Source organism: Lysobacter changpingensis, from assembly GCF_017308985.1.
GTDB classification, from domain to species: domain Bacteria; phylum Pseudomonadota; class Gammaproteobacteria; order Xanthomonadales; family Xanthomonadaceae; genus Lysobacter_J; species Lysobacter_J changpingensis.
This window is the reverse complement of sequence record NZ_JADWPE010000004.1, coordinates 1-18,649: the sequence shown is the minus strand read 5'-3', so window position 1 is coordinate 18,649 and position 18,649 is coordinate 1. Positions and strand designations below refer to the sequence as shown.

At 69.6% G+C, this 18,649-nt stretch carries 18 protein-coding genes; all 18 read right to left on the bottom strand.

The window, feature by feature from the left end; all coding sequences use genetic code 11:
• Window position 1: 1 nt before the first annotated feature.
• Window positions 2–1,039, bottom strand: coding sequence for a flagellar motor switch protein FliM (fliM, locus tag I4U41_RS13460; RefSeq protein WP_206861746.1), 1,038 nt, complete (start codon window positions 1,037–1,039; stop codon window positions 2–4).
• A 24-nt stretch (window positions 1,040–1,063) separates the two neighbouring features.
• Window positions 1,064–1,558 carry a flagellar basal body-associated FliL family protein gene (locus I4U41_RS13455; protein ID WP_206861687.1) on the bottom strand — a complete coding sequence of 165 codons (495 nt, stop codon included), beginning with the start codon at window positions 1,556–1,558 and terminating at the stop codon, window positions 1,064–1,066.
• A gap of 286 nt (window positions 1,559–1,844) precedes the next feature.
• Complete coding sequence (locus I4U41_RS13450) at window positions 1,845–3,155, bottom strand: flagellar hook-length control protein FliK (protein WP_206861686.1); 1,311 nt, start codon at window positions 3,153–3,155, stop codon at window positions 1,845–1,847.
• Window positions 3,155–3,598: a flagellar export protein FliJ gene (locus tag I4U41_RS13445; protein WP_206861685.1), complete on the bottom strand. Its 444-nt coding sequence runs from the start codon at window positions 3,596–3,598 to the stop codon at window positions 3,155–3,157. The genes I4U41_RS13450 and I4U41_RS13445 overlap by 1 nt, the downstream gene beginning before the upstream one ends.
• The gene (gene fliI, locus I4U41_RS13440; RefSeq protein WP_206861684.1) at window positions 3,595–4,992 is read right to left on the bottom strand and encodes a flagellar protein export ATPase FliI; all 1,398 of its coding nucleotides are present in this window, start codon (window positions 4,990–4,992) and stop codon (window positions 3,595–3,597) included. Before fliI ends, I4U41_RS13445 begins: the two co-directional genes overlap by 4 nt.
• 154 nt (window positions 4,993–5,146) lie before the next feature.
• Window positions 5,147–5,752 carry a FliH/SctL family protein gene (locus tag I4U41_RS13435; RefSeq protein WP_206861745.1) on the bottom strand — a complete coding sequence of 202 codons (606 nt, stop codon included), beginning with the start codon at window positions 5,750–5,752 and terminating at the stop codon, window positions 5,147–5,149.
• Window positions 5,753–5,778: 26 nt separating this feature from the next.
• The gene (gene fliG / locus I4U41_RS13430) at window positions 5,779–6,765 is read right to left on the bottom strand and encodes a flagellar motor switch protein FliG (RefSeq protein WP_206861744.1); all 987 of its coding nucleotides are present in this window, start codon (window positions 6,763–6,765) and stop codon (window positions 5,779–5,781) included.
• Window positions 6,766–6,775: 10 nt separating this feature from the next.
• The gene (gene fliF / locus I4U41_RS13425; RefSeq protein WP_206861683.1) at window positions 6,776–8,476 is read right to left on the bottom strand and encodes a flagellar basal-body MS-ring/collar protein FliF; all 1,701 of its coding nucleotides are present in this window, start codon (window positions 8,474–8,476) and stop codon (window positions 6,776–6,778) included.
• A gap of 122 nt (window positions 8,477–8,598) precedes the next feature.
• The gene (fliE, locus tag I4U41_RS13420) at window positions 8,599–8,967 is read right to left on the bottom strand and encodes a flagellar hook-basal body complex protein FliE (RefSeq protein WP_206861682.1); all 369 of its coding nucleotides are present in this window, start codon (window positions 8,965–8,967) and stop codon (window positions 8,599–8,601) included.
• A 646-nt stretch (window positions 8,968–9,613) separates the two neighbouring features.
• Window positions 9,614–11,089, bottom strand: coding sequence for a sigma-54 dependent transcriptional regulator (locus I4U41_RS13415; protein ID WP_206861681.1), 1,476 nt, complete (start codon window positions 11,087–11,089; stop codon window positions 9,614–9,616).
• A complete protein-coding gene (locus I4U41_RS13410) occupies window positions 11,086–11,469 on the bottom strand; it encodes a response regulator (protein ID WP_206861680.1) in 384 nt (127 codons plus the stop codon). Before I4U41_RS13410 ends, I4U41_RS13415 begins: the two co-directional genes overlap by 4 nt.
• Window positions 11,470–11,476: 7 nt before the next feature.
• Complete coding sequence (gene rpoN, locus I4U41_RS13405; RefSeq protein ID WP_206861679.1) at window positions 11,477–12,859, bottom strand: RNA polymerase factor sigma-54; 1,383 nt, start codon at window positions 12,857–12,859, stop codon at window positions 11,477–11,479.
• 501 nt (window positions 12,860–13,360) lie between these two features.
• Complete coding sequence (locus I4U41_RS13400) at window positions 13,361–13,990, bottom strand: response regulator transcription factor (RefSeq protein WP_206861678.1); 630 nt, start codon at window positions 13,988–13,990, stop codon at window positions 13,361–13,363.
• A 214-nt stretch (window positions 13,991–14,204) separates the two neighbouring features.
• The gene (locus I4U41_RS13395) at window positions 14,205–14,771 is read right to left on the bottom strand and encodes a PilZ domain-containing protein (protein WP_206861677.1); all 567 of its coding nucleotides are present in this window, start codon (window positions 14,769–14,771) and stop codon (window positions 14,205–14,207) included.
• Window positions 14,768–15,070: a hypothetical protein gene (locus I4U41_RS13390; protein ID WP_206861676.1), complete on the bottom strand. Its 303-nt coding sequence runs from the start codon at window positions 15,068–15,070 to the stop codon at window positions 14,768–14,770. Before I4U41_RS13390 ends, I4U41_RS13395 begins: the two co-directional genes overlap by 4 nt.
• A complete protein-coding gene (fliS, locus tag I4U41_RS13385; RefSeq protein ID WP_206861675.1) occupies window positions 15,070–15,465 on the bottom strand; it encodes a flagellar export chaperone FliS in 396 nt (131 codons plus the stop codon). The genes I4U41_RS13390 and fliS overlap by 1 nt, the downstream gene beginning before the upstream one ends.
• An 18-nt stretch (window positions 15,466–15,483) precedes the next feature.
• Window positions 15,484–16,818: a flagellar filament capping protein FliD gene (fliD, locus tag I4U41_RS13380; RefSeq protein WP_206861674.1), complete on the bottom strand. Its 1,335-nt coding sequence runs from the start codon at window positions 16,816–16,818 to the stop codon at window positions 15,484–15,486.
• A 166-nt stretch (window positions 16,819–16,984) separates the two neighbouring features.
• Window positions 16,985–18,193 carry a flagellin gene (locus tag I4U41_RS13375; protein ID WP_206861673.1) on the bottom strand — a complete coding sequence of 403 codons (1,209 nt, stop codon included), beginning with the start codon at window positions 18,191–18,193 and terminating at the stop codon, window positions 16,985–16,987.
• Between the last annotated feature and the right edge of the window lie 456 nt (window positions 18,194–18,649).

Here is an 18,649-nt window from a genome sequence, read left to right as displayed (position 1 = left end):
GTCAGGCCTGGGTGAGCGCGGTGGCGCTGATGGTGTCGAGTTGGTTCGGGTTGTGCGGATCGAACACCGGCGCGCTGCGGACCGCGTGCACGGCGTTGACCTTGATGGCGTTGCGGCCGTTGTGCGTGCCGAATTCGCCGGAAAACAGCGGCATCTGCTCCACCTTCAGCATCGCCGTGCCGGGCAGTTCGATCGGGATCACGTCGCCCACGCGGAGCCGGCACAGCTCGCGCAGGCTGATCGAACGCTGCGCCAGCACGCTGGACAGCTCGATCTCCGCGTCGTGCAGCTGCGAGCGCAGCGCGATCGTCCAGCTTTCGTCGCGTTCGATGCGGTCGCTCTGCACGCCGGCGTCGAGCTGCTCGCGGATCGGCTCGAGCATCGCGTACGGGAAGGAGATGTGGAACTCGCCGCCGCCGCCTTCCAGTTCGACGTGGAAGCGGCACACCACGATGTATTCGCGCGGGCTGATGATGTTGGCGAAGTGCGGGTTGACCTCGGAATTGAGGTATTCGAACTCCACCGGCATCACCGGCGCCCAGGCATCGACCAGGTCGGAGAAGGTCTGTCGCAGCAGCAGCTGGATCACGCGCATCTCGGTGGGCGTGAACTCGCGGCCCTCGATGCGCGTGTGGTACTTGCCCGAGCCGCCGAAGAAGTTGTCCACCACGGTGAACACCAGGCGCGGCTCGAACATCACCAGCGCGGTGCCGCGCAGTGGCTTCATCTTCACCAGGTTGAGGTTGGTCGGCACCTGCAGCGAGTGCATGTACTCGCCGAAGCGGATCAGGTCGATGCCGCGCACCGACAGGTCCGCCGAGCGGCGCAGCAGGTTGAACAGGCCGATGCGCCAGGTGCGCGCGAAGCGCTCGTTGATCATCTCCAGCGTCGGCAGCTTGCCGCGGACGATGCGGTCCTGGCTGGCGAAATCGTAATTGCGGGCCTCGCCGGGCGCCGGCGGCGGCTCGGTCTCGACCGCGCCGCTGTCCACGCCGTGGAGGAGGGCGTCGATCTCGTCCTGTGAAAGCAGGTCGGTCATCATCGAAGTCGCGCTCCGGCGGGGTTACTGCGTGACCAGGCTGGTGAAGAACACGGCTTCGACCTTGTCGGGCGCGTGTTCGGCCTTCAGCACGCCGCGCACTTCGGCCAGGGCCTGCTGCTGCAGGCGTTCCTTGGCCGAGCGCTGCGCGAGCTGGGCGGCGGTCTGCTGCCCGAACAGGAGCAGGAGGCGGTTGCGGATGGCCGGCGTGTGCAGTTCGAGCGCGGCGCCGGTGGCTTCATCGCGCGTCATGACCTGCACGTCGGCCTGGAGGTAGCGCACGGCCGTGGTGTCGGCGAGGTTCACCACGAACGCCGGTTCCAGCGCGTAGTAGCGCGCCGGCTGCGAGGCGGCGGCGGGTTCCTTCTGGGCGCCGGCCGATTCGCCGCCGCGCCCCTGCATGAACCACCACGCCCCGGCACCGGCCAGACCGATCGCCAGCAGGGCGATCAGGATCCACAGCGCGAGGTTGTTGCTCCTGGGCGCGGGCGGAGCGGCTTGGGCAGCGGGCTTGGACATTGCGGTGGAGCTCGGCGTGATGGGGATGCCGGGTCCGTGCAAGGCGTGTGCCGGTGGTTAGCCGCTCTCCCGAGGGGAGAGGGGCTCAAGAGTGTTTGTAGCCCGGGTAAGGCCGCAGGCCGCACCCGGGACGCCGGCGCCGGAAACCTCGACCCGGGTGCGCTTCGCTTGCCCGGGCTACAAGGGCAAATGGATCGCCTGGTTCAAGCCCCTCTCCCGCGGGGAGAGGGGCTTAACAGCGTCGGCCTTTTGACAGGAGCCGGGCGTCAGACTCCCGACAGCCCCGTTAGGCGTACTCGTCCAGCAACCCGCGCGACGCCCTCACCGCCGGGCCGCGCGACCAGCCGGCATCGTTCCCGGCATCGGCGCGATCGGCGCCGCCGGCAAACGCTGACGACGCCTGCCCGTTCGCCCCCTGCTGCTGCGCCTGGCGCTGGCCGACGTCGGCCTGGCCAAGTTGCAGCCCCTGCTGCCCCAGCATGTCGCGCAGGCGCGGCAGGCTCGATTCCAGCGCATGCCGCACGTCCGGCTGGGCGCTGTTGAATTCGGCGTTCACGCGGTTGCCGTCGATCTGCAGGCGCACGTCGATCGCGCCGAGGTGATCCGGCGTGATGCGGATTTCGGCGTGACCGATCTTCTGGTCGGCCAGCCACGCGATGCGCGAGGAGAAGCCATCGTCGAAACCGTTGTCCAGCGGAATCGGCGTGTTCGTCTGGACCGTCGCTGCGACACCGCGCGGAAGCGGATGGTTCGTCATCGTCGATACCGAGGGCAGCGACGCGGACGTCGAAGCCGTATCGCCCATTCCGATCGAATCCAGCGTGGCGTCGGTAGCGCCCGAGGTCTTCGTGTCCGCCGAAGCGGCGGCGCCCATCGCCATCGCGAACGCAGCCGTGGCGCCGCCATCGGTCGCCGCAGCGGTCGCGGCTTGCGCGCCGGGCAGCGTCGGCAGGACCGGAGCGGTGGCATTGCCGCCGCGCGGATCGGAAGCCGTCGCCACGGCAACGTCACGCAGCAGGCCGGGCGGCTGCGCTTCGGGGGCAACGGCGAACGGCGTCGCGGCGGCACCCGTGCTGGCGCCCGCCAGGCCGTTGAGCAGCGCCAGCATCTGTTCGGGAAGCGCCGGCGCCGTTGCATCGCCGGACGCCGTCGTCGCAGCGGGCGCGGACGTGTCGCTCGCAGCCGTCGTGTCTTCCGAAGCGGTCGCAGCGGTGTCGGACTCGGAAGCGCCATCGCTCGCGTCGCGCGGTGCATCGTCCCTGGACTCGGCACGCGCGGTCTCGCGCGACGCGTCGTTCGATTTCGCCTCGCCGGACTTCGTTTCCGGCGACTTCGATTCCTCCGACGCACGCGGCGATTCCGCATGGCGCGGCGACGCGTCCTTCGCCTTCGCCTGCGCGGACGCATTCGGCGATTCGTTCATGCGCGACGCCGGATTCGACGCGATGTTGCGCGCCCCCTGCGCCTGCAGCATCCGGTCGAACCCGCCCGACGAAGCTGCGCCGTCCTGCGCGTTCGAAGAGCGCGACGCATCCGGAGTCGTGTTGCGCGCCGAACCCGCGCGCTGCCCGCCGAAGAGGGCGTCGAACGCCTGCATCACTCCGCTCCGTCGTTGCCGTTGGTGCGGCGCCGTCCGCCGAGGTCGTCCAGTTCGCGCTGCACGCGCTGTTCGGCCACGCGCGTTTCCTGCGCGCGGTAGCTGTCGGCCAGCTGCCCGAGTACCTTCGTGTCGCGGCTGGCGAGCATCAGGCGCGCGCGCTCGACGTCGCGGTTCTGGCGGCTGGAATCGACGATGCGCGTCTGCTGGTCCACGGCGGTTTCGAGCTTGGCGCGGAAGGCGATGCGGTTGGCGAGCAGCGCCGGCGCGATGGTCGCCTCGCTCGGCGTGATCGCGTATTCCTCGGCGTAGCGGCGCAGCGCGTCCAGGCGCTGTTCCTGCTCGGCGAGCTGGCGGTCGCGCTCGGCGACCTCGCGCGCGGCGGCGTCCTGGCGCTGCTGCATCAGGTTGAGCAGGGGATCTAGGCGTTGGGAGCGGGTCATGCAGTCTCCATCGGTCGGGCGACAACGGGTTCACGGACATCGTCAAGCAGTCGGGCGAGCGCATCGCGACTGGCGGCGACATCCGCCGCCTCGCTCACGTCCTGGCCCAGGAAATTCAGGATCGCCGGCCAGCGCGCCAGCGCTTCGTCGACGACCGGATCGTTGCCGCGCTGGTAGGCGCCGATCGCGATGAGGTCGCGCTGCGCGTTGTAGGCGGCCATCAGGCGCTTGAGCTTGCGGATGCGCTCGCGCCACGGCGCGTCGGTGATGTCCTGCATCACGCGGCTGACCGAGACTTCCACGTCGATCGCCGGGTACTGGCCGGCATCGGCGATGCGGCGCGTCAGCACGATGTGGCCGTCGAGGATCGCGCGCGCGGCGTCGGCGATGGGTTCCTGCTGGTCGTCGCCTTCGGTGAGCACGGTGTAGAACGCGGTGATCGAACCGCGCCCGTCGGCGCCGTTGCCCGCGCGTTCGACCAGCGCCGGCAGTTTCGCGAAGACCGACGGCGGATAGCCGCGCGTGGTCGGCGGCTCGCCGACGGACAGGCCGATCTCGCGCTGCGCGTGCGCGTAACGCGTGAGCGAATCCATCAGCAGCAATACGTGCAGCCCCTGGTCGCGGTACCACTCGGCGATAGCGGTCGCACGCAACGCGCCGTGCAGTCTCGCGAGCGGTGGGCGATCGGCGGGTGCGGCGACGACGACGGCGCGGCGCAGGCCTTCCTCGCCGAGCGTGGCTTCGACGAAATCGCGCACTTCGCGGCCTCGTTCGCCGATCAGCCCCACCACGATCACGTCGGCGGCGGTGAAGCGCGTCATCATGCCCAGCAGCGTGGATTTACCGACGCCGGAGCCCGCGAACAGGCCCACGCGCTGGCCGCGGCCGATGGGCAGCAGCGCGTTGATCGCGCGCACGCCGACGTCGAGCGAACGCGTGATCGGTTCGCGCATCAGCGGATTGACGGATTTGCCGGCGAGGCCGACCCAGTTCTCCGCGCGGATCGGCCCGCGTCCGTCGAGCGGCACGCCGTCGCTGTCGATCACGCGGCCGAGCAGGCCTTCGCCCACCGCGACTTCACCGCGTTGCCGCGACGGGACGACGCGCGCGTTCGGAAGCAGCCCTTCCAGGTGTGCGCTGGGCATGAGGAAGGTGCGGTCGCCGGAGAAGCCGACGACTTCCGCATCGACCCACACGCCGCCCTGCGTTTCCACGCGGCAGCGCGAGCCCAGCGGCGCGCTGCAGCCGGAGGCTTCCAGCGTCAGGCCGACGGCGCGACGCAGCACGCCTTCGCGCGCCAGCCCCATGGACGTGGGCTGCGGCGCGGCTTCGTTGAGGCGCGCGGCGAGGCGGAGGTTGCGCGCGTCCTGCCAGTGGGAGGCGGGGGTGGTCATGCCTGGGCCGTGCAAATTCCGGACCGTTTGCCGGGCCAGGCGTTCGTAGCCCGGGTAAGCGAAGCGCACCCGGGGCGTACATCCCCGGAGCCGTTGCCCCGGGTGCGGCCTCCGGCCTGACCCGGGCTACACGAGCGAGGCTTCAAAGGCGCGCTCACTTCACCGCCCCATGCGCCGCGATCGTGCTCTCCAGCACCGCCTGCAGCCGCGCCGCGAGCGTGCCGTCGATGCGCACGCTTTCGCTGTGCACGCGCAGTTCGCCGCGAGCCAGCGTGCTGTCGTTGGTGAAACGCACGCCGTCCAGGCCGGCCAGGTGCGGGTAGAGCACGCCCATGTCGTCCGGATGCAGGCGCAGTTCGACCGCGCGCTGGTCGGTGCCGACGGCGTCCAGCGCTTCGCGCACCAGGTCGGCCAGCAGCGACGGATCGGCCGTGTAGGCAGGCCCCAGCAGCGATCCCGCCACGCGCACCGCGAGTTCGGCGAGCGCTTCCGACACCTCGTCGTCGAGCCGCGACAGCGGACGCGTGAAGCCGTCCAGGATGCCCTCGATCTGCGCGATCAGCCGGCGCACTTCCGCCTGGCCCGTCGCGAACCCTTCCGCATGCCCGCGCGCGAGGCCGTCGGCATAGCCCTGGTCGTGCGCGGCCTGCTCGATCGCCTGCAGTTCCTCCACGCTCGGCGGCGGGGGCGGCGGTTCGACGATCGGTTCCGGCGGTGGCGGTTCCAGGCCCGGCGCGGTCCAGCGCACGGCGCCGGCCATCTCGGTGTTCCAGGCCGAGGTGAGGCTCATACGAACGCCTCGGCCTTCGCCGCCAGCTGGATCGTGCCCGCGTCGGCCATCTTGCGGACCATCGCGAGGATGTCCTTCTGCGCCGCCTCGACTTCCGCCAGCCGCACCGGGCCGCGCGCCTCCATGTCCTCCAGCAGGATTTCCGCCGCACGCTGCGACATGTTGGAGGTGATCTTCTCGCGCACCCGCGCCTCGGCGCCGCGCAGCGCGACGGAGAGCTTGTCGTTGGGCACCTCGCGCAGGATCGCCTGCATCGCGCGGTCGTCGATCTCGGCCAGGTTGTCGAACACGAACATCAGGTCGCGGATGCGCACGCCGAGCTCGCCGTCGATCTCGCCGATGGTGCCCAGGATCTGCTCGTCCTGGCCCGAATCCATGAAGTTGAGGATGTTCGCCGCGACCTTCACGCCGCCGACCGAGGACGACTTCAGGTTCTGCGCGCCGGCGAACTGGCGCGCCATCACGTCGTTGAGTTCGTTCAGCGCGTTCGGCGGGATGCCGTCGAGCGTGGCGATGCGCAGCAGCACGTCGGCGCGCACGCGGTCCTGCAGGCACTTGAGCACTTCCGCGGCCTGGTCGCTGTCCAGGTGCGCCATCACTATCGCGATGATCTGCGGGTGCTCGTTGCGCACCAGGTCGGCGATCGCGCGCGGCTCCATCCACTTGAGCGTGTCCAGGCCGGAGGTGTTGCGGCCCAGCAGGATGCGGTCGATCAGGCTGCTCGCGCGCTCCTCGCCGAGCGCCTGCACCAGCACGGCGCGCACGTATTCGTCGGCGCCGGCGCCCAGGCCGCTGGGCTGGGCGAGGGTGTCGACGAACTGGTCGATCACCCGGCCCACGGCATCGCGCGAGACGCCGCTGACGGACGTCATCGCCAGGCCCAGTTTCTGCACTTCCTTGGCGCTCATGTGCTTGAGCACCTCGGCGGCCTGCTGCTCGCCGAGCGAGAGCAGCACCACCGCGGCGCGCTGCACGCCCGTCAGTCCGGTCGGATCAGCCATCGGATTCCACCCACTCGCGTACCACCTGCGCCACGCGCTTGGAGTCGTTGCTGACCGCCGCGCGCGCCACTTCCAGTTTGTCGTCGAAACTCATCGTGCCCGGCGGCAGCGCGGCCGGCGCGGCTTCCTGCGGCGGCGCGGAGAGCGCGACCGGAATCTCCTCGTCCTCCACCGGCACGATGGTGGCTTCGGCGATCTGCTTCTTGTTCTTCTTCGGCTCGGGCTTGACGCCCATCAGCTGGCGCAGCATCGGGCGCAGCACGAACAGGATCAGCGCGAGCACCGCCAGCCCCCCGACGACGATGCGCAGGAACTCCATCGCGCGCGGGTGCTCCCACAGCGGCACGTTGTCTTCCTCGCCCTGCGCGGCGACGTCGCGCGCGAACGGCGCGTTGACCACCGACACCGCATCGCCGCGCTGCGCGTCGAAGCCGATCGCCTGCTGCACCAGCGCCTCGATGCGCTTGAGTTCCGGATCGGTGAGCGCGCGCAGCGACGGCTTGCCGTTCTTGCCGGCCGCGCCGGGCACGTTGTCCACCAGTACCGCGGCGGTCACGCGGCGCACGCGGCCCGGGCCCTGGCGGGTGTGGGTGAGCGTGCGGTCGATCTCGTAATTGCGCACCGAACTGCGCGAGGACGGGCCGCTCGGCGCGGCCTGCTGCTGTTGCTGCGCGGCGGCGGTGGCGTTCGCGGGCGCGTTCGCATTCGCGGCGGCATTCGCCGGCGGCGGTGCGGGCGGCGTGTTGCTCGCGCTGCCCGGCACGCCCTGCGGCGCGTTGCCGCCGCCGGCGCTGGATTCGGACAGCTGTTCGCTGCGGATCATCGGCTGCTGCGGGCCGTAGACCTCGCGCGCCTCCTCGGTCTGCGCGAAGTCCATGTCCACGCTGACCTGCGCGCTGACGCGGCCGTTGCCGGTCATCGGTTCGAGCAGTTCGTGGATGCGCTGGACGTAGGTCGCTTCGAGGCGATGCTGCTGGTCGAACTGCTTGGCGCTGATGGCGGCGTCGGAATCCGGATCGACGTTCGACAGCATGCGGCCGTACTGGTCGACGACGGTGACGCGTTCCGGCGGCAGGCCGGGGATGCTCGAGGCGACCAGGTGCACGATGGCGTCGACCTGGCCCTGTTCCAGCGCCGCGCCGCTGTGCAGCTGCAGGACCACCGACGCGCTGGCCGGCTCCTTCTGCCGCGTGAACGCGGACGGCTTGGGCATCGCCAGGTGCACGCGCGCCTCGCGCACCGGGCGCAGGTTGGCGATGGTGCGGGCGAGTTCGGCTTCCAGCGCATGCTGGTAGCGGGCGTTCTCGATGAACTGGCTGGTGCCGAAACCCTGGTCGCCCTTGATGGCGTCGAAGCCCGAATCGGTCTTCGCCGGAAGCCCGGCCGCGGCGAGCGCGAGCTTGGCGTTGCCGAGCTGGTCCTGCGGGACGGCGAGCGCGCCGGAACCCGGATCGATGCGGAACGGGATCTGCGCGGTGCCCAGCAGCTCCGACGCTTCGCTGGTGGACTTCGGATCGAGCCCGGCGAACACCGGCACGTAGTCGGGCTTCTGCGTCCAGAAGAACATCCACAGCCCCAGCGCGATGACCGCCGCCACGAGCGCGAACAGCCCCAGCTGCCGCACCACCGGGATGTCCTGCAGCCCGCGCAGTTCGCGCAGTTTGGTCTGGTTGGGGAGGGTGATGACGGCCATGGGCGTGGTTCGTGATTTGTGATTCGTGATTGGTGTTGCGGGCGCGAGGTGGTGGGCTGGCGATCAGGTTGTCGTGCGGTGGCTCTTTCGAATCACCATTCACGAATCACCAATCACGGTCATCAGACCGGCATGTTCATCACGTCCTGATACGCCTGCACCAGCCGGTTGCGCACTTCGACCGTCGCGCGGAAGGCGACGGAGGACTGCTGCATGGCGACCATGACGCGGGCGAGGTCGGCGCGCGGGTCGCCGAGTTCGAACGCCTGCTGCAGCGCGCCGCTGGTGTTCTGCGCGCGGCTGACGCTGTCGATGGCGTTGCTGAGGGTCTGCTGGAATCCCGGCGCACCCTGCGTCCCCGACGCGCCGCTGGCGGCGCCCGGCGCGAGCGCGGACGGCGAGATCGCGTTGCCCGGCGCGGCATCGGGCCCGCGCATGCGCATTTCATGCGCGCGGATCTGCGACAGGATGGAAGAAATGGCGTCGGTCATGAGGCGTGACGTACCGGCACGGAGGTCCTGCCGGGTACAGGCAAGCGGCGTGCCACGGATTCATGAACGGGTTTCTGGCGCGGGGGAGGGGAGGCGCCGCAATTCCGGCGCGTAGGCGCTTCGGGTACTCCGTCTGTGGCGTCCCGCACCACACCGTCAACCCGGCGGAGGATGGGGTGACGATCCTCCTTGGAATCACGGTGTTCTCCGGCGGCGATGTGTCTTTGTAGCCCGGGTAAGCGAAGCGCACCCGGGTTGGAGACGCGACCGCGCCCGGGGTGCGCTTCGCTTACCCGGGCTACAAGAGCGTTGGCAAACGCAATGGGTTCCAGCTTTCGCTGGAATGACGGTGGGGTGGTTTGCCGGTGAGAAAGTGCCCGCGCATTACGGGCCTGGGCCTTCGCCGGGATGACGTCCTGTTGGGATCACGGCGTTCTCGGGCGGCGATGTTCTTTTGTAGCCCGGGTAAGCGAAGCGCACCCGGGTTGGAGACGCGACCGCGCCCCGGGTGCGCTTCGCTTACCCGGGCTACAAGAGCGGTGGCAAACGCATGGGTTCCAGCTTTCGCTGGAATGACGGTGGGGAGGTTCGCCGGTGTTTCCCGATTACCGAACAACGCGCGAGCGCTAACACCCTCCGCGCGAAATCAGAACTCCGACGCCAGCTCCATCGAATCCCGCTCGATCCCGTACTTGCGCAGCTTCTCCACCAGCGTGGTGCGGCGCAGGCCGAGCAGGGGGGCGGCATGGGCGACGACGCCGCCGGTCTGGGCCAGCGCGGCGCGGATGAGGTCCAGTTCGATGTTCGCGATGTGCCCGCGCAGGTCGATGCCCTGCGGCGGCAGCGTGGTGGTCGGCGAGAGCGTCGCCGGGTCGGGCGCGGCTTCGGCTTCGCGCAGCAGCGCCATCACCGGCGCGGGTTCTTCCGGTTCGATGCGGTCGATCGACGCCAGCGTTTCCGCCGGCAGCTGGCAGCGGTAACGCGCCGGCAGGTCGTCGGCGCGCACCAGGCCGTTCGGGTGCAGCACCGACAGGCGCTCCAGCAGGTTGCTCAGCTCGCGCACGTTGCCCGGCCAGGCGTACTGCTGCAGCATCGCGACCGCATCGCCGGCCAGCGTCACGCGGCCACGGCCGCTGTCGGACAGCTGGCGCGAGATCGCGTTGATCAGGTCCGGAAGATCCGCCGCGCGCTCGCGCAGCGACGGCATCTCGATGGGGAACACGTTGAGGCGATAGAACAGGTCCTCGCGGAACTTGCCCTCGGCGATGTGCGATTCCAGGTTGCGGTGCGTCGCGGCGATCACGCGCACGTCGCACTTCATCGTCGCGCCGCCGCCGACGCGCTCGAAGCAGCGCTCCTGCAGCACGCGCAGCAGCTTGACCTGCATCGCCATCGGCATGTCGCCGATTTCGTCCAGCAGCAGCGTGCCGCCTTCGGCCATCTCGAAACGGCCCTTGCGCTGCGTCAGCGCGCCGGTGAAGGCGCCCTTCTCGTGGCCGAACAGTTCGCTTTCCAGCAGGTCCGGCGGGATCGCGCCGCAGTTGATCGCGACGAACGGCTTCTCGCGACGCTTCGAACGCGCATGGATCGCGCGCGCGGCGACTTCCTTGCCGGTGCCGGATTCGCCAAGGATCAGCACGGTCGTATCGAAGTTGGCGACCTGGTCGATCATGCGGTTCAGGCGCAGCACGGCGGCGCTGCGGCCGGTCGGGCCGACCTGCGGGATCTCGCGGCGCGCGTCGTCGTCCAGCCGCTTGAGGCTCGCGCGACGCAGCACGTCCTGCAACTGCGTGCGACGGATCGGGTAATCCAGCGCCCAGACCTGGTCCGGATGCAGCTGCACGCGCCACGCGGCGTTATCGGCATGGCCCGGCAGTTCCAGCACCGGCGGATGCAGCGGATGCGAACCCAGCCACGCGGCGAAGCGCTCCCACGCCTGCGCGTCGCCGCTGGTGTCGCCGGCGATGACGGCGACCCAGTCGGTGGCGCGCGCGCGGTCGAGGTTGATCTCGCCGGCGTCGCTGGCGATGCGCGGGGTGAAATCCATGAACTCCAGCAGCGTGGCGACGCGTTCGGCGCGCGCCATGTCGGTGTCGATCAGGAGGATGCGGGACTCGCTCATGGGGTGTCTTCCGAAGCCAGGCGCTCCAGCAGCGGGAGCACGTCCTGGATGTAGGCAAGCTTGCTGACGAAGGCATCGGCGCCGGCGCGCAGGGCGTGCTCGCGGTGCTCGGTGTCGTCGAAATGGCTGGCGATGACGATGTAGGGCAGCGGTTCGTCCTGCGCCTTGATCAGGCGCGCGGCCTGCAGGCCGCCCATTTCCGGCATCGCCATGTCCATCAGCACCACGTCCGGACGCAGCGTCTCGCACTGGGTGATGGCTTCGATGCCGTTGCCGGCGGTGCCCACGACGTTCGCCCACGGCTGCTTGCGCAGGTGGCGGATCGCCGCGCTGATGAAGCCGGGGTGGTCGTCGACGATGAGGATCTTGAGTTCGCGCATGTTCGGATCATCCAGCCTTGGCGAGGGCCGGGCGGCGGCGCTGGCGCGCCGGCGCGATGGCCAGCTGGTCACGGTACTTCGCGACGGTGCGGCGCGCCACGCGCACGCCCTGGCGGGCGAGCAGGCCGGCGATGGTGTCGTCGGCGAGCGGCGCGTGCGAGGGTTCGGCGTCGATCAGGCGCTTGACCATCGCCTTGACCGCGCTGCCGGAGACTTCCGCGCCGTCCAGGCGCACGGCGAACAGGCGCTTGAGTTCGATCGTGCCGCGCGGCGTCTGCAGGTACTTGCCGCTGGTGATGCGCGAGACGGTGGATTCGTGCATGCCGATGGCGTCGGCGACCTCGCGCAGCGTCAGCGGGGCGATGGCTTCCTCGCCGCGCTCCAGGAACGCGCGCTGGCGTTCGACCAGCACCTGCGTGGTGCGCAGCAACGTGTCGTTGCGCATCGCCACGCCGCGAACCAGCCAGCGCGCTTCATCGAGCAGGCCGCGCAGCGCGGACACGTCGCCCGGCGCATCGGCCAGGGCGCGTTCGCAATGCGGCGCGATGCGCAGGCGCGGGGCGGTGCGCGAGTTGAGCGCGACGTGCCAGCGGCCGTCGGCGCGCCAGGCGACGACGTCGGGCACCACGACGTCGCGTTCGTTCACCGCGCTGTCTTCGATGGGATGCGCGCGCAGGGTGAGGATCAGGGCGATGGCGTCGCGAACGTCGCCGGGGTCGGCCTTCAGCGCCTTGGCGAGCGCGGCTTCGTCGTGCATCGCGAGCAGGTCGATGTGATCGGCCAGGATGCGCGCGGCGAGCGTGCGCGTGGCCGATCCGGGCGCAAGCGAGAGCTGCGCGCGCAGGCATTCGGCGGCATCGCAGGCGGCCACGCCCGGCCATTCGCCGTGGAGCAGGCGCTGGCGGACGATTTCCAGTTCGCTGGCATCGGCATTGCACGTGCCCGCACCGAGCGCGTGCAGTTCGTCGAGCGGGGCTTCCAGGTAGCCGCGGTCGTCGCACTGGTCCAGCCACCACGCGGCCAGTTCGACGTCGCGCGGCTTCCACTGCAGCGACAGCGACTGCAGCAGGCGCACGCGCGGATCGCTCGATTCCCCGTCGGCGATCCGCGACGCGGCGTCGTCGTCGAACTCGCCGCCGCCGTTGCCGCCGGACAGGAACGACGGCTCGGGAAGCTCGTCCCACGCGGCGGTTTCCTGCTGCGCGTCGGCCGTGGGTTCGGTGCCGTCGTCCTCGACGTCGTCCTGCTCCAGCAGCGGATTGCGCTCCAGCGCCTGGCGGAGCTCGAGTTCGAGCTGCGGCGCGGTGAGCTGCAGGAGCCGGATCGATTGCAGCAGTTGCGGCGTCAGGTTGACGCCGAGTCCGAGCTTCGGACTCAAGGTAGCTTTCACTGTCGTGTCCCCATCCGCCGGAGCCGGCGGCCACGGAGGTAATCGTGGTGTGAAGGTGACGGCAAACGAATCGGGGCATCCCCGGACATGAGCCGGGGAATTCCTGTCGGTTTGTCGGGGCGTCCCCTACATTGCGACGTGTTTCCGACTGGGGTTGTTCGCGCGCGTCAGGCAGTGACGCGGATGGGCACGTGGATACGGGTCACTGTCGGGGGATGTGACGACGCTTTGGCGTTGGCGCGATGTCGGGTTTGTGGCGTTGGGGGTGTTGCAAGGGGTGGGCCACAGGGGCGGCTGGGCGTGACGTGTGGCGCTCGCTCGCCGGTGAGCCACCCAGCCGTCATTCCAGCTTTTGCAGGGACCACGATCTTCCAGGGAGGACGATGCTGCTCTTGTAGCCCGGGTAAGCGAAGCGCACCCGGGAAGGGGAGGTGACCGCGTTCCCGGGTGCGCTTCGCTCACCCGGGCTGCAAAGGCTCGCTACAAGGGCAGCGCCTTTCGTTATCCCGCCGGCCGATCGTGCAGCCGCATCGCCATGCGCAGCAGTTCGATCGCGTTGCGGCAGCCCAGCGTGGCCATGATGCGGGCGCGGTGGGTTTCCACCGTCTTGACGCTGATCCCCAGGTCGGCGGCGATCTGCTTGCTGGTGCGGCCGGCGCCAAGCGCGGCGAGGATTTCGCGCTGGCGCGGGGGCAGGGCGTCGACGCCCTCCTCGGTGCGCGGGCGCGCGAACAACTGCGGTGCGGAGACCTGCGGGCTGAGGTAGGTGCGGCCGGCGGCGGCGGCGCGGATCGCGATTTCCAGCTCCGCCGGCGCGGCTTCCTTGACGACGAAACCGCTGGCGCCGCGCGCCAGCGCTTCGCGCACGTGGGTCGGATCGTCGTGCATCGACATCACCACGACGCGGCAGGCGGGTTGCTCGCGGCGCAGTTCGACCAGCGCTTCGAAGCCGCTGCGGCCGGGCATGGAGAGATCGAGCAGGACGATGTCCGGCTGGTGCTGGCGCGACCCGATGACGGCCTGGTCCGCGTTGGCGGCCTCGGCCACGACCTCGATATCGGCGAACGACTCCAGCAGGCGCCGCAGCCCCGCACGGACCAGCGTATGGTCATCGCAGATCAGTACGCGCAACAGCCCCGAGCCCAACTCCGTTCCCCAGAAACGCCAACCCTTCGTCGGGCACCTTATCCGAGGTGACGTGGAGGGACCATTCGTTCACGTCCGGAATGTGACGGGGGCTGCAAATGTGTCGTCGGAGCGCCGGGGACCGGACGCGACGGTATGGGTGCACGGCTCCATTCCTCCCTGCACGCAGGGCCGGAGCTTTCGGCAAAAGCTGCAAGCGCTACAAGTCCTTCAGGCGCCTGCTTTCCGCCACCTGCTTGCGATGCAGGCGGAACAGGTGACGCTCCAGCGCGTCGGCCAGCGTCGGCGGCAAGGGGTCGAAGGCGAGCCACGCACGGGCGCCTTCGACGGCGATCGCGTGCGCGGGCAGTTCGATGCAGTCGGGGAGCCATTCGGCCGGCTGCACGCGCAGCACGCCGCGCGCGCCGGGGTGGATCGCCAGCGCATCGCCGAGCACGTCGATGCACGCGCCGCGCGTGGACCAGCGCAGCACCGTGGGCGGCGGGAGGTCGCCACGCTCGCGCAGCATCGCGCCGAGCAGGCCGAGCACCAGGTCGAGCTTGGCTTCCACGCGTTGCAGCGACGACGACGGTTCGACGTGTTCGTCGCCGTCCTCGCTGCGCGCGTTTTCGCTCAGCGCGAGCGAGGTCAGCAGCATTTCCGCGCGCGCCGCGGCCAGATGCGCGGCGGCGGGATCGGCCGGGCCGGGCACGAAGGCCGCCGGGCGCCGGTCCTGGTAGGCCAGCACGTCGCCGAACAATTGCGCGTCGGCGGCCGAAGAGGTCATCCGGCGAAGGTCCGGTAGGCGAGGGCGCCGCGACGCTCGCGACCCATGCGCGCGAGGATCTCCGCGGTTTCGTCGCGCAGCGCCACCAGGTCGCCGAGCAGCGCGGCCTGCTGGTCCAGCAGTTCGCGCCACGGCGCCGACGGCAGTTGCGACAGATCGGCCGATCCCAGCGCCTCGCGCAGGGCGCGGTCGTGGTCGGCCAGCAGTTCGAACGCGCGCTCCCACTGCTGCGCGTGCATGGCCGCGCGGATGTCGGCTTCGGGCAGCGCGGGCACGGTGGGCGACACGGAACCGGACATCACGGCGACTTCGGCGCGATCGCCAGCCAAGCCGATTCGATCTCGCCCAGCAGCGAATCCACTTCGTTCAGGGCCTCGGCGTCGTTGTCGCTGTTGGCCAGCAGCAGGCGCTGCTGCGCGTAGTCGTACAGCGACTGCAGGCCCTGCGCGATCTCGCCGCCGGCTTCCAGGTTGAGCGCGCCGTTGAGGCCGGTGATCAGGCCGCTGGCGTCGCTGATGGCCTTGGCCTTGCGCGGGATGTCGCCGCGTTCCAGGCACGCGCCGGCCAGGCGGATGCGATCGCGCGCGCCGGCGAGCATGAGCGCGACCAGGCGGTGCGGATCGGCTTCCAGCACGGCGGCGCTGACGCCGGTGCTGCGGTACTGGTTGGCGTAGTTGCGGTGGGCGCCGAGCATGTGGATGGGCTCCAGGGATTACGACATCGAAACGAGTTGCTGCGAAAGGAAGCCGCTGGAGCTCTGCAGCTGCGTGACCATCTGCTCCATCGCGGTGAACTGCGCGGTGTAGCGGGCCTGCAGCGATTCCATGCGGCGATCCAGGTCTTCGTACTGCTTGTTGTAGGTCTTCAGGCGCGCGTTGAGGCTGTCGGTGCGCGAGTCGAACAGGCCTTCGTTCTCCAGCACGTCGCCGAGCATGGTCTCCAGCTTGGCGCCGTAGCTGGTGTCGTCGCCGGAGAACAGGCGCGACAGCGCGCCCGGGTCCTCGGCCAGCGCCTTGGTCAGCTCGGAACTGTCGAGCGTGAGCGTGCCGTCGGTGTTGATCTTCACGCCCAGCTCCTTCAACGCGACGACCTGTTCGCTGGCCATGTTGCGCAGCTGCGCCTGCAGGCCGCGCACCATGCTGTCGCCGGTGAGCGCCGAGCCGGTCTGCGTGTCGGCGTTGTAGGCGGTGAGCGACTTGGTCAGCCCGATCGCCGCGTTGTACGCGCTGATGAAGCCCGACAGCGTGGTCTTGAGCGCGTCGTTGTCGGTGGACACCTTCAGCGTGAACGTCTCGTCCGGCTTGGCTTCGGTCAGGGTGAGCGTGACCCCGGGCAGCAGGTCGGTGATCGAGTTGCTGGACGAGGTGCGCGCCAGGCCGTCGACGATCACCTTCGCGTCCTTGGCCTGCACGGTCTCGGCCATCGCGGTGCTGACGCCCGGATCGAAGGTGAGCATCGACAGGCCGCCGTCGCCGCCGGTCGTGGTGATGCGCAGCTTGCCTTCGGTGCCGGTGTCGGTGGCGGTCAGCACCAGGTGCTGGCCGTCGTCGGCGTTGACCAGGCTGGCGCTCACGCCCTTGCCGGCGGCGGCGGTGTTGATCGCGCTGCGGATGTCGGCCAGCGTGTTGCGGCCTTCCTCGATGGTGACCTCGATGGTCTCGTCGCCTGCCTCGATGACCAGCGTGCCGGTGCCGATCTTCGTGTCGGCCGGCTTGCCCGCGGAGGTGAGCTTGTGCGCGGTGGCCAGCTCGCGCACCTGGATGTCGTACTCGCCCACCGCCGCCGTCGTGCCGGCGCTGGCGGTGAAGCCGGCGTCTTCGGGCACGTTGGTGACGCGCGCGTTGGTGCCGTCGTCCTTGCGCAGCTTGTCGAGCGCGGTCTTGAGATTGGAGAACGCGCTCTTGAGCGAACCGATCGCCGAGAGTTCGGTCTTCGCCGCGTTCTCGCCGCGCGCGATGCGGTTCTCCACCGGCGAACGCTCGGCCGCGACCAGCTGCGCGACGAGCGAGGGGATGTCGATGCCGGAACCGAGCGTCGAAATGGCCATGACCGCTCAGCCTCCGTGTCGACCGTGGACCGCGTTGCGCGGCGTGGGACGGAACGAACGATGAGCGGTCATGGCGACTCCTGTCGGAAAGAACCGGCGGGATGCGTTCGCGCGCATCCCGCCGGGGTGCCATCGGGGCGCGCATCGCGCCCCGTCTGGCGGTGGATCAGCCCAGCAGGCTGAGGACGTTCTGCGGAACAGCGTTGGCCTGCGCGAGCATCGCGGTGCCGGCCTGGCTCAGGATCTGAGTACGGGTCAGCTCGGCGGTTTCCTTCGCGTAGTCGGCATCGCGGATGCGGCTGCGCGAGGCGGTCAGGTTCTCGCTCGTCGCCTGCAGGTTGGCGATGGTCGAGGTGAAGCGGTTCTGGATCGCACCCATGTCGGCGCGGGCCGAGTTCACGCTGGTCAGCGCCTTGTCGACGATTTCCATTGCCTGCTGCGCGCCGGTGAACGAGGAGATGTCCAGGTCGTTGGCGTACTTGGCGGCCGGAGCGGTGGCGGTGGCGGTCGGGGCCGTCGGGGCGGTCGCGCCCGTCCAGGTGCCCATGTCCACGTCGATCGCGTTGAACGTGCCGTCGGAGCCGACGCTGTGCTTGATCGACGTCATGTTGATCTGGCCGGCGGTGCCGCTGTCGACTTCGGCGTAGACGCCGGTCTGGTCCATCTTGGCGTTGATCGCGGCGGCCACGGCCTTGGCGGTGGCTTCCTGCGTGGCGGCGGCATCGGCGCCCATCTTCACTTCGATGTCGTCCAGCGTGACTTCCACGCCGTCGGTGCCGGTGATCTTCATGCCGGTGATCTTGACGTCGGCGTTGGTGCCCGGCGCGGCGATGGTGAAGTCGTTCTCGTCGAACACCGCACCGCCCAGCGCGTTGGCGTTGGCGTCGACGATGTTGTTCACGGCGATGGTCTGGCCCGAGTTGGCGCCGACCTGGAACAGCGCGCCGGCGAAGGAGCCGTCGAGCAGCTTGGTGCCGTTGAAGTTGGTCTGGTTGGCGACGCGGTCGATTTCCGAGACCAGCTGCGAGACTTCCGCGTTCAGCGCGTCGCGGTCGGACTGCGAGTTGGTCGCGTTGGACGACTGCACGGCCAGTTCGCGGATACGCTGCAGGTTGTTGCCGATCTCGACCATCGCGCCTTCGGCCGACTGGGCCAGCGAGATGCCGTCGTTGGCGTTGCGCACGGCGACGTCGAGGCCGCGGATCTGCGTGCTGAAGCGTTCCGAGATCGCCAGGCCGGCGGCGTCGTCCTTCGCGCTGTTGATGCGCAGGCCCGACGACAGGCGCTGGATGGTGGTGCCGAGGCTGGCGCTGCTGGTGCCCAGGTTGCGCTGGGCGTTGAGCGACATCACGTTGCTGTTGATGACTTGTGCCATGGTGGTTCTCCGTGGGTTTCCGTTAGGGCACCGGCGAAGCGCTCGCCGGCCGGCAATTACCGCAGTGGTTGGTCGGTGGTGCCGGCCCTTGCCGCTGCTGAACTAGGTAGCGGCGCGGCGTGGGAAACCTTTAGCTCCTGGTTGACAAGTCTTTGGAAGTGGGATGGACGTCTAGAAGCGGGGGCGTGATTCGTGATTTGTGATTCGTGATTCGTGATTCGTGATTCGTGATTCGTGATTCGCAAGGGCCGGGCGCCCGGTCGGACCCGGCTCCTGTAGCCCGGGTAAGCGGAGCGCACCCGGGGTTTACCTCGCCGGAGCCGTTGCCCCGGGTGCGGCCTTCGGCCTTACCCGGGCTACAAACGCTGGGTTCTCCCATCGTCCCGGCCCCGGAGCCGTGCCCCGGGTGCGGCCTTCGGCCTTACCCGGGCTACAAACGCCCGGCTCACGGCTCAC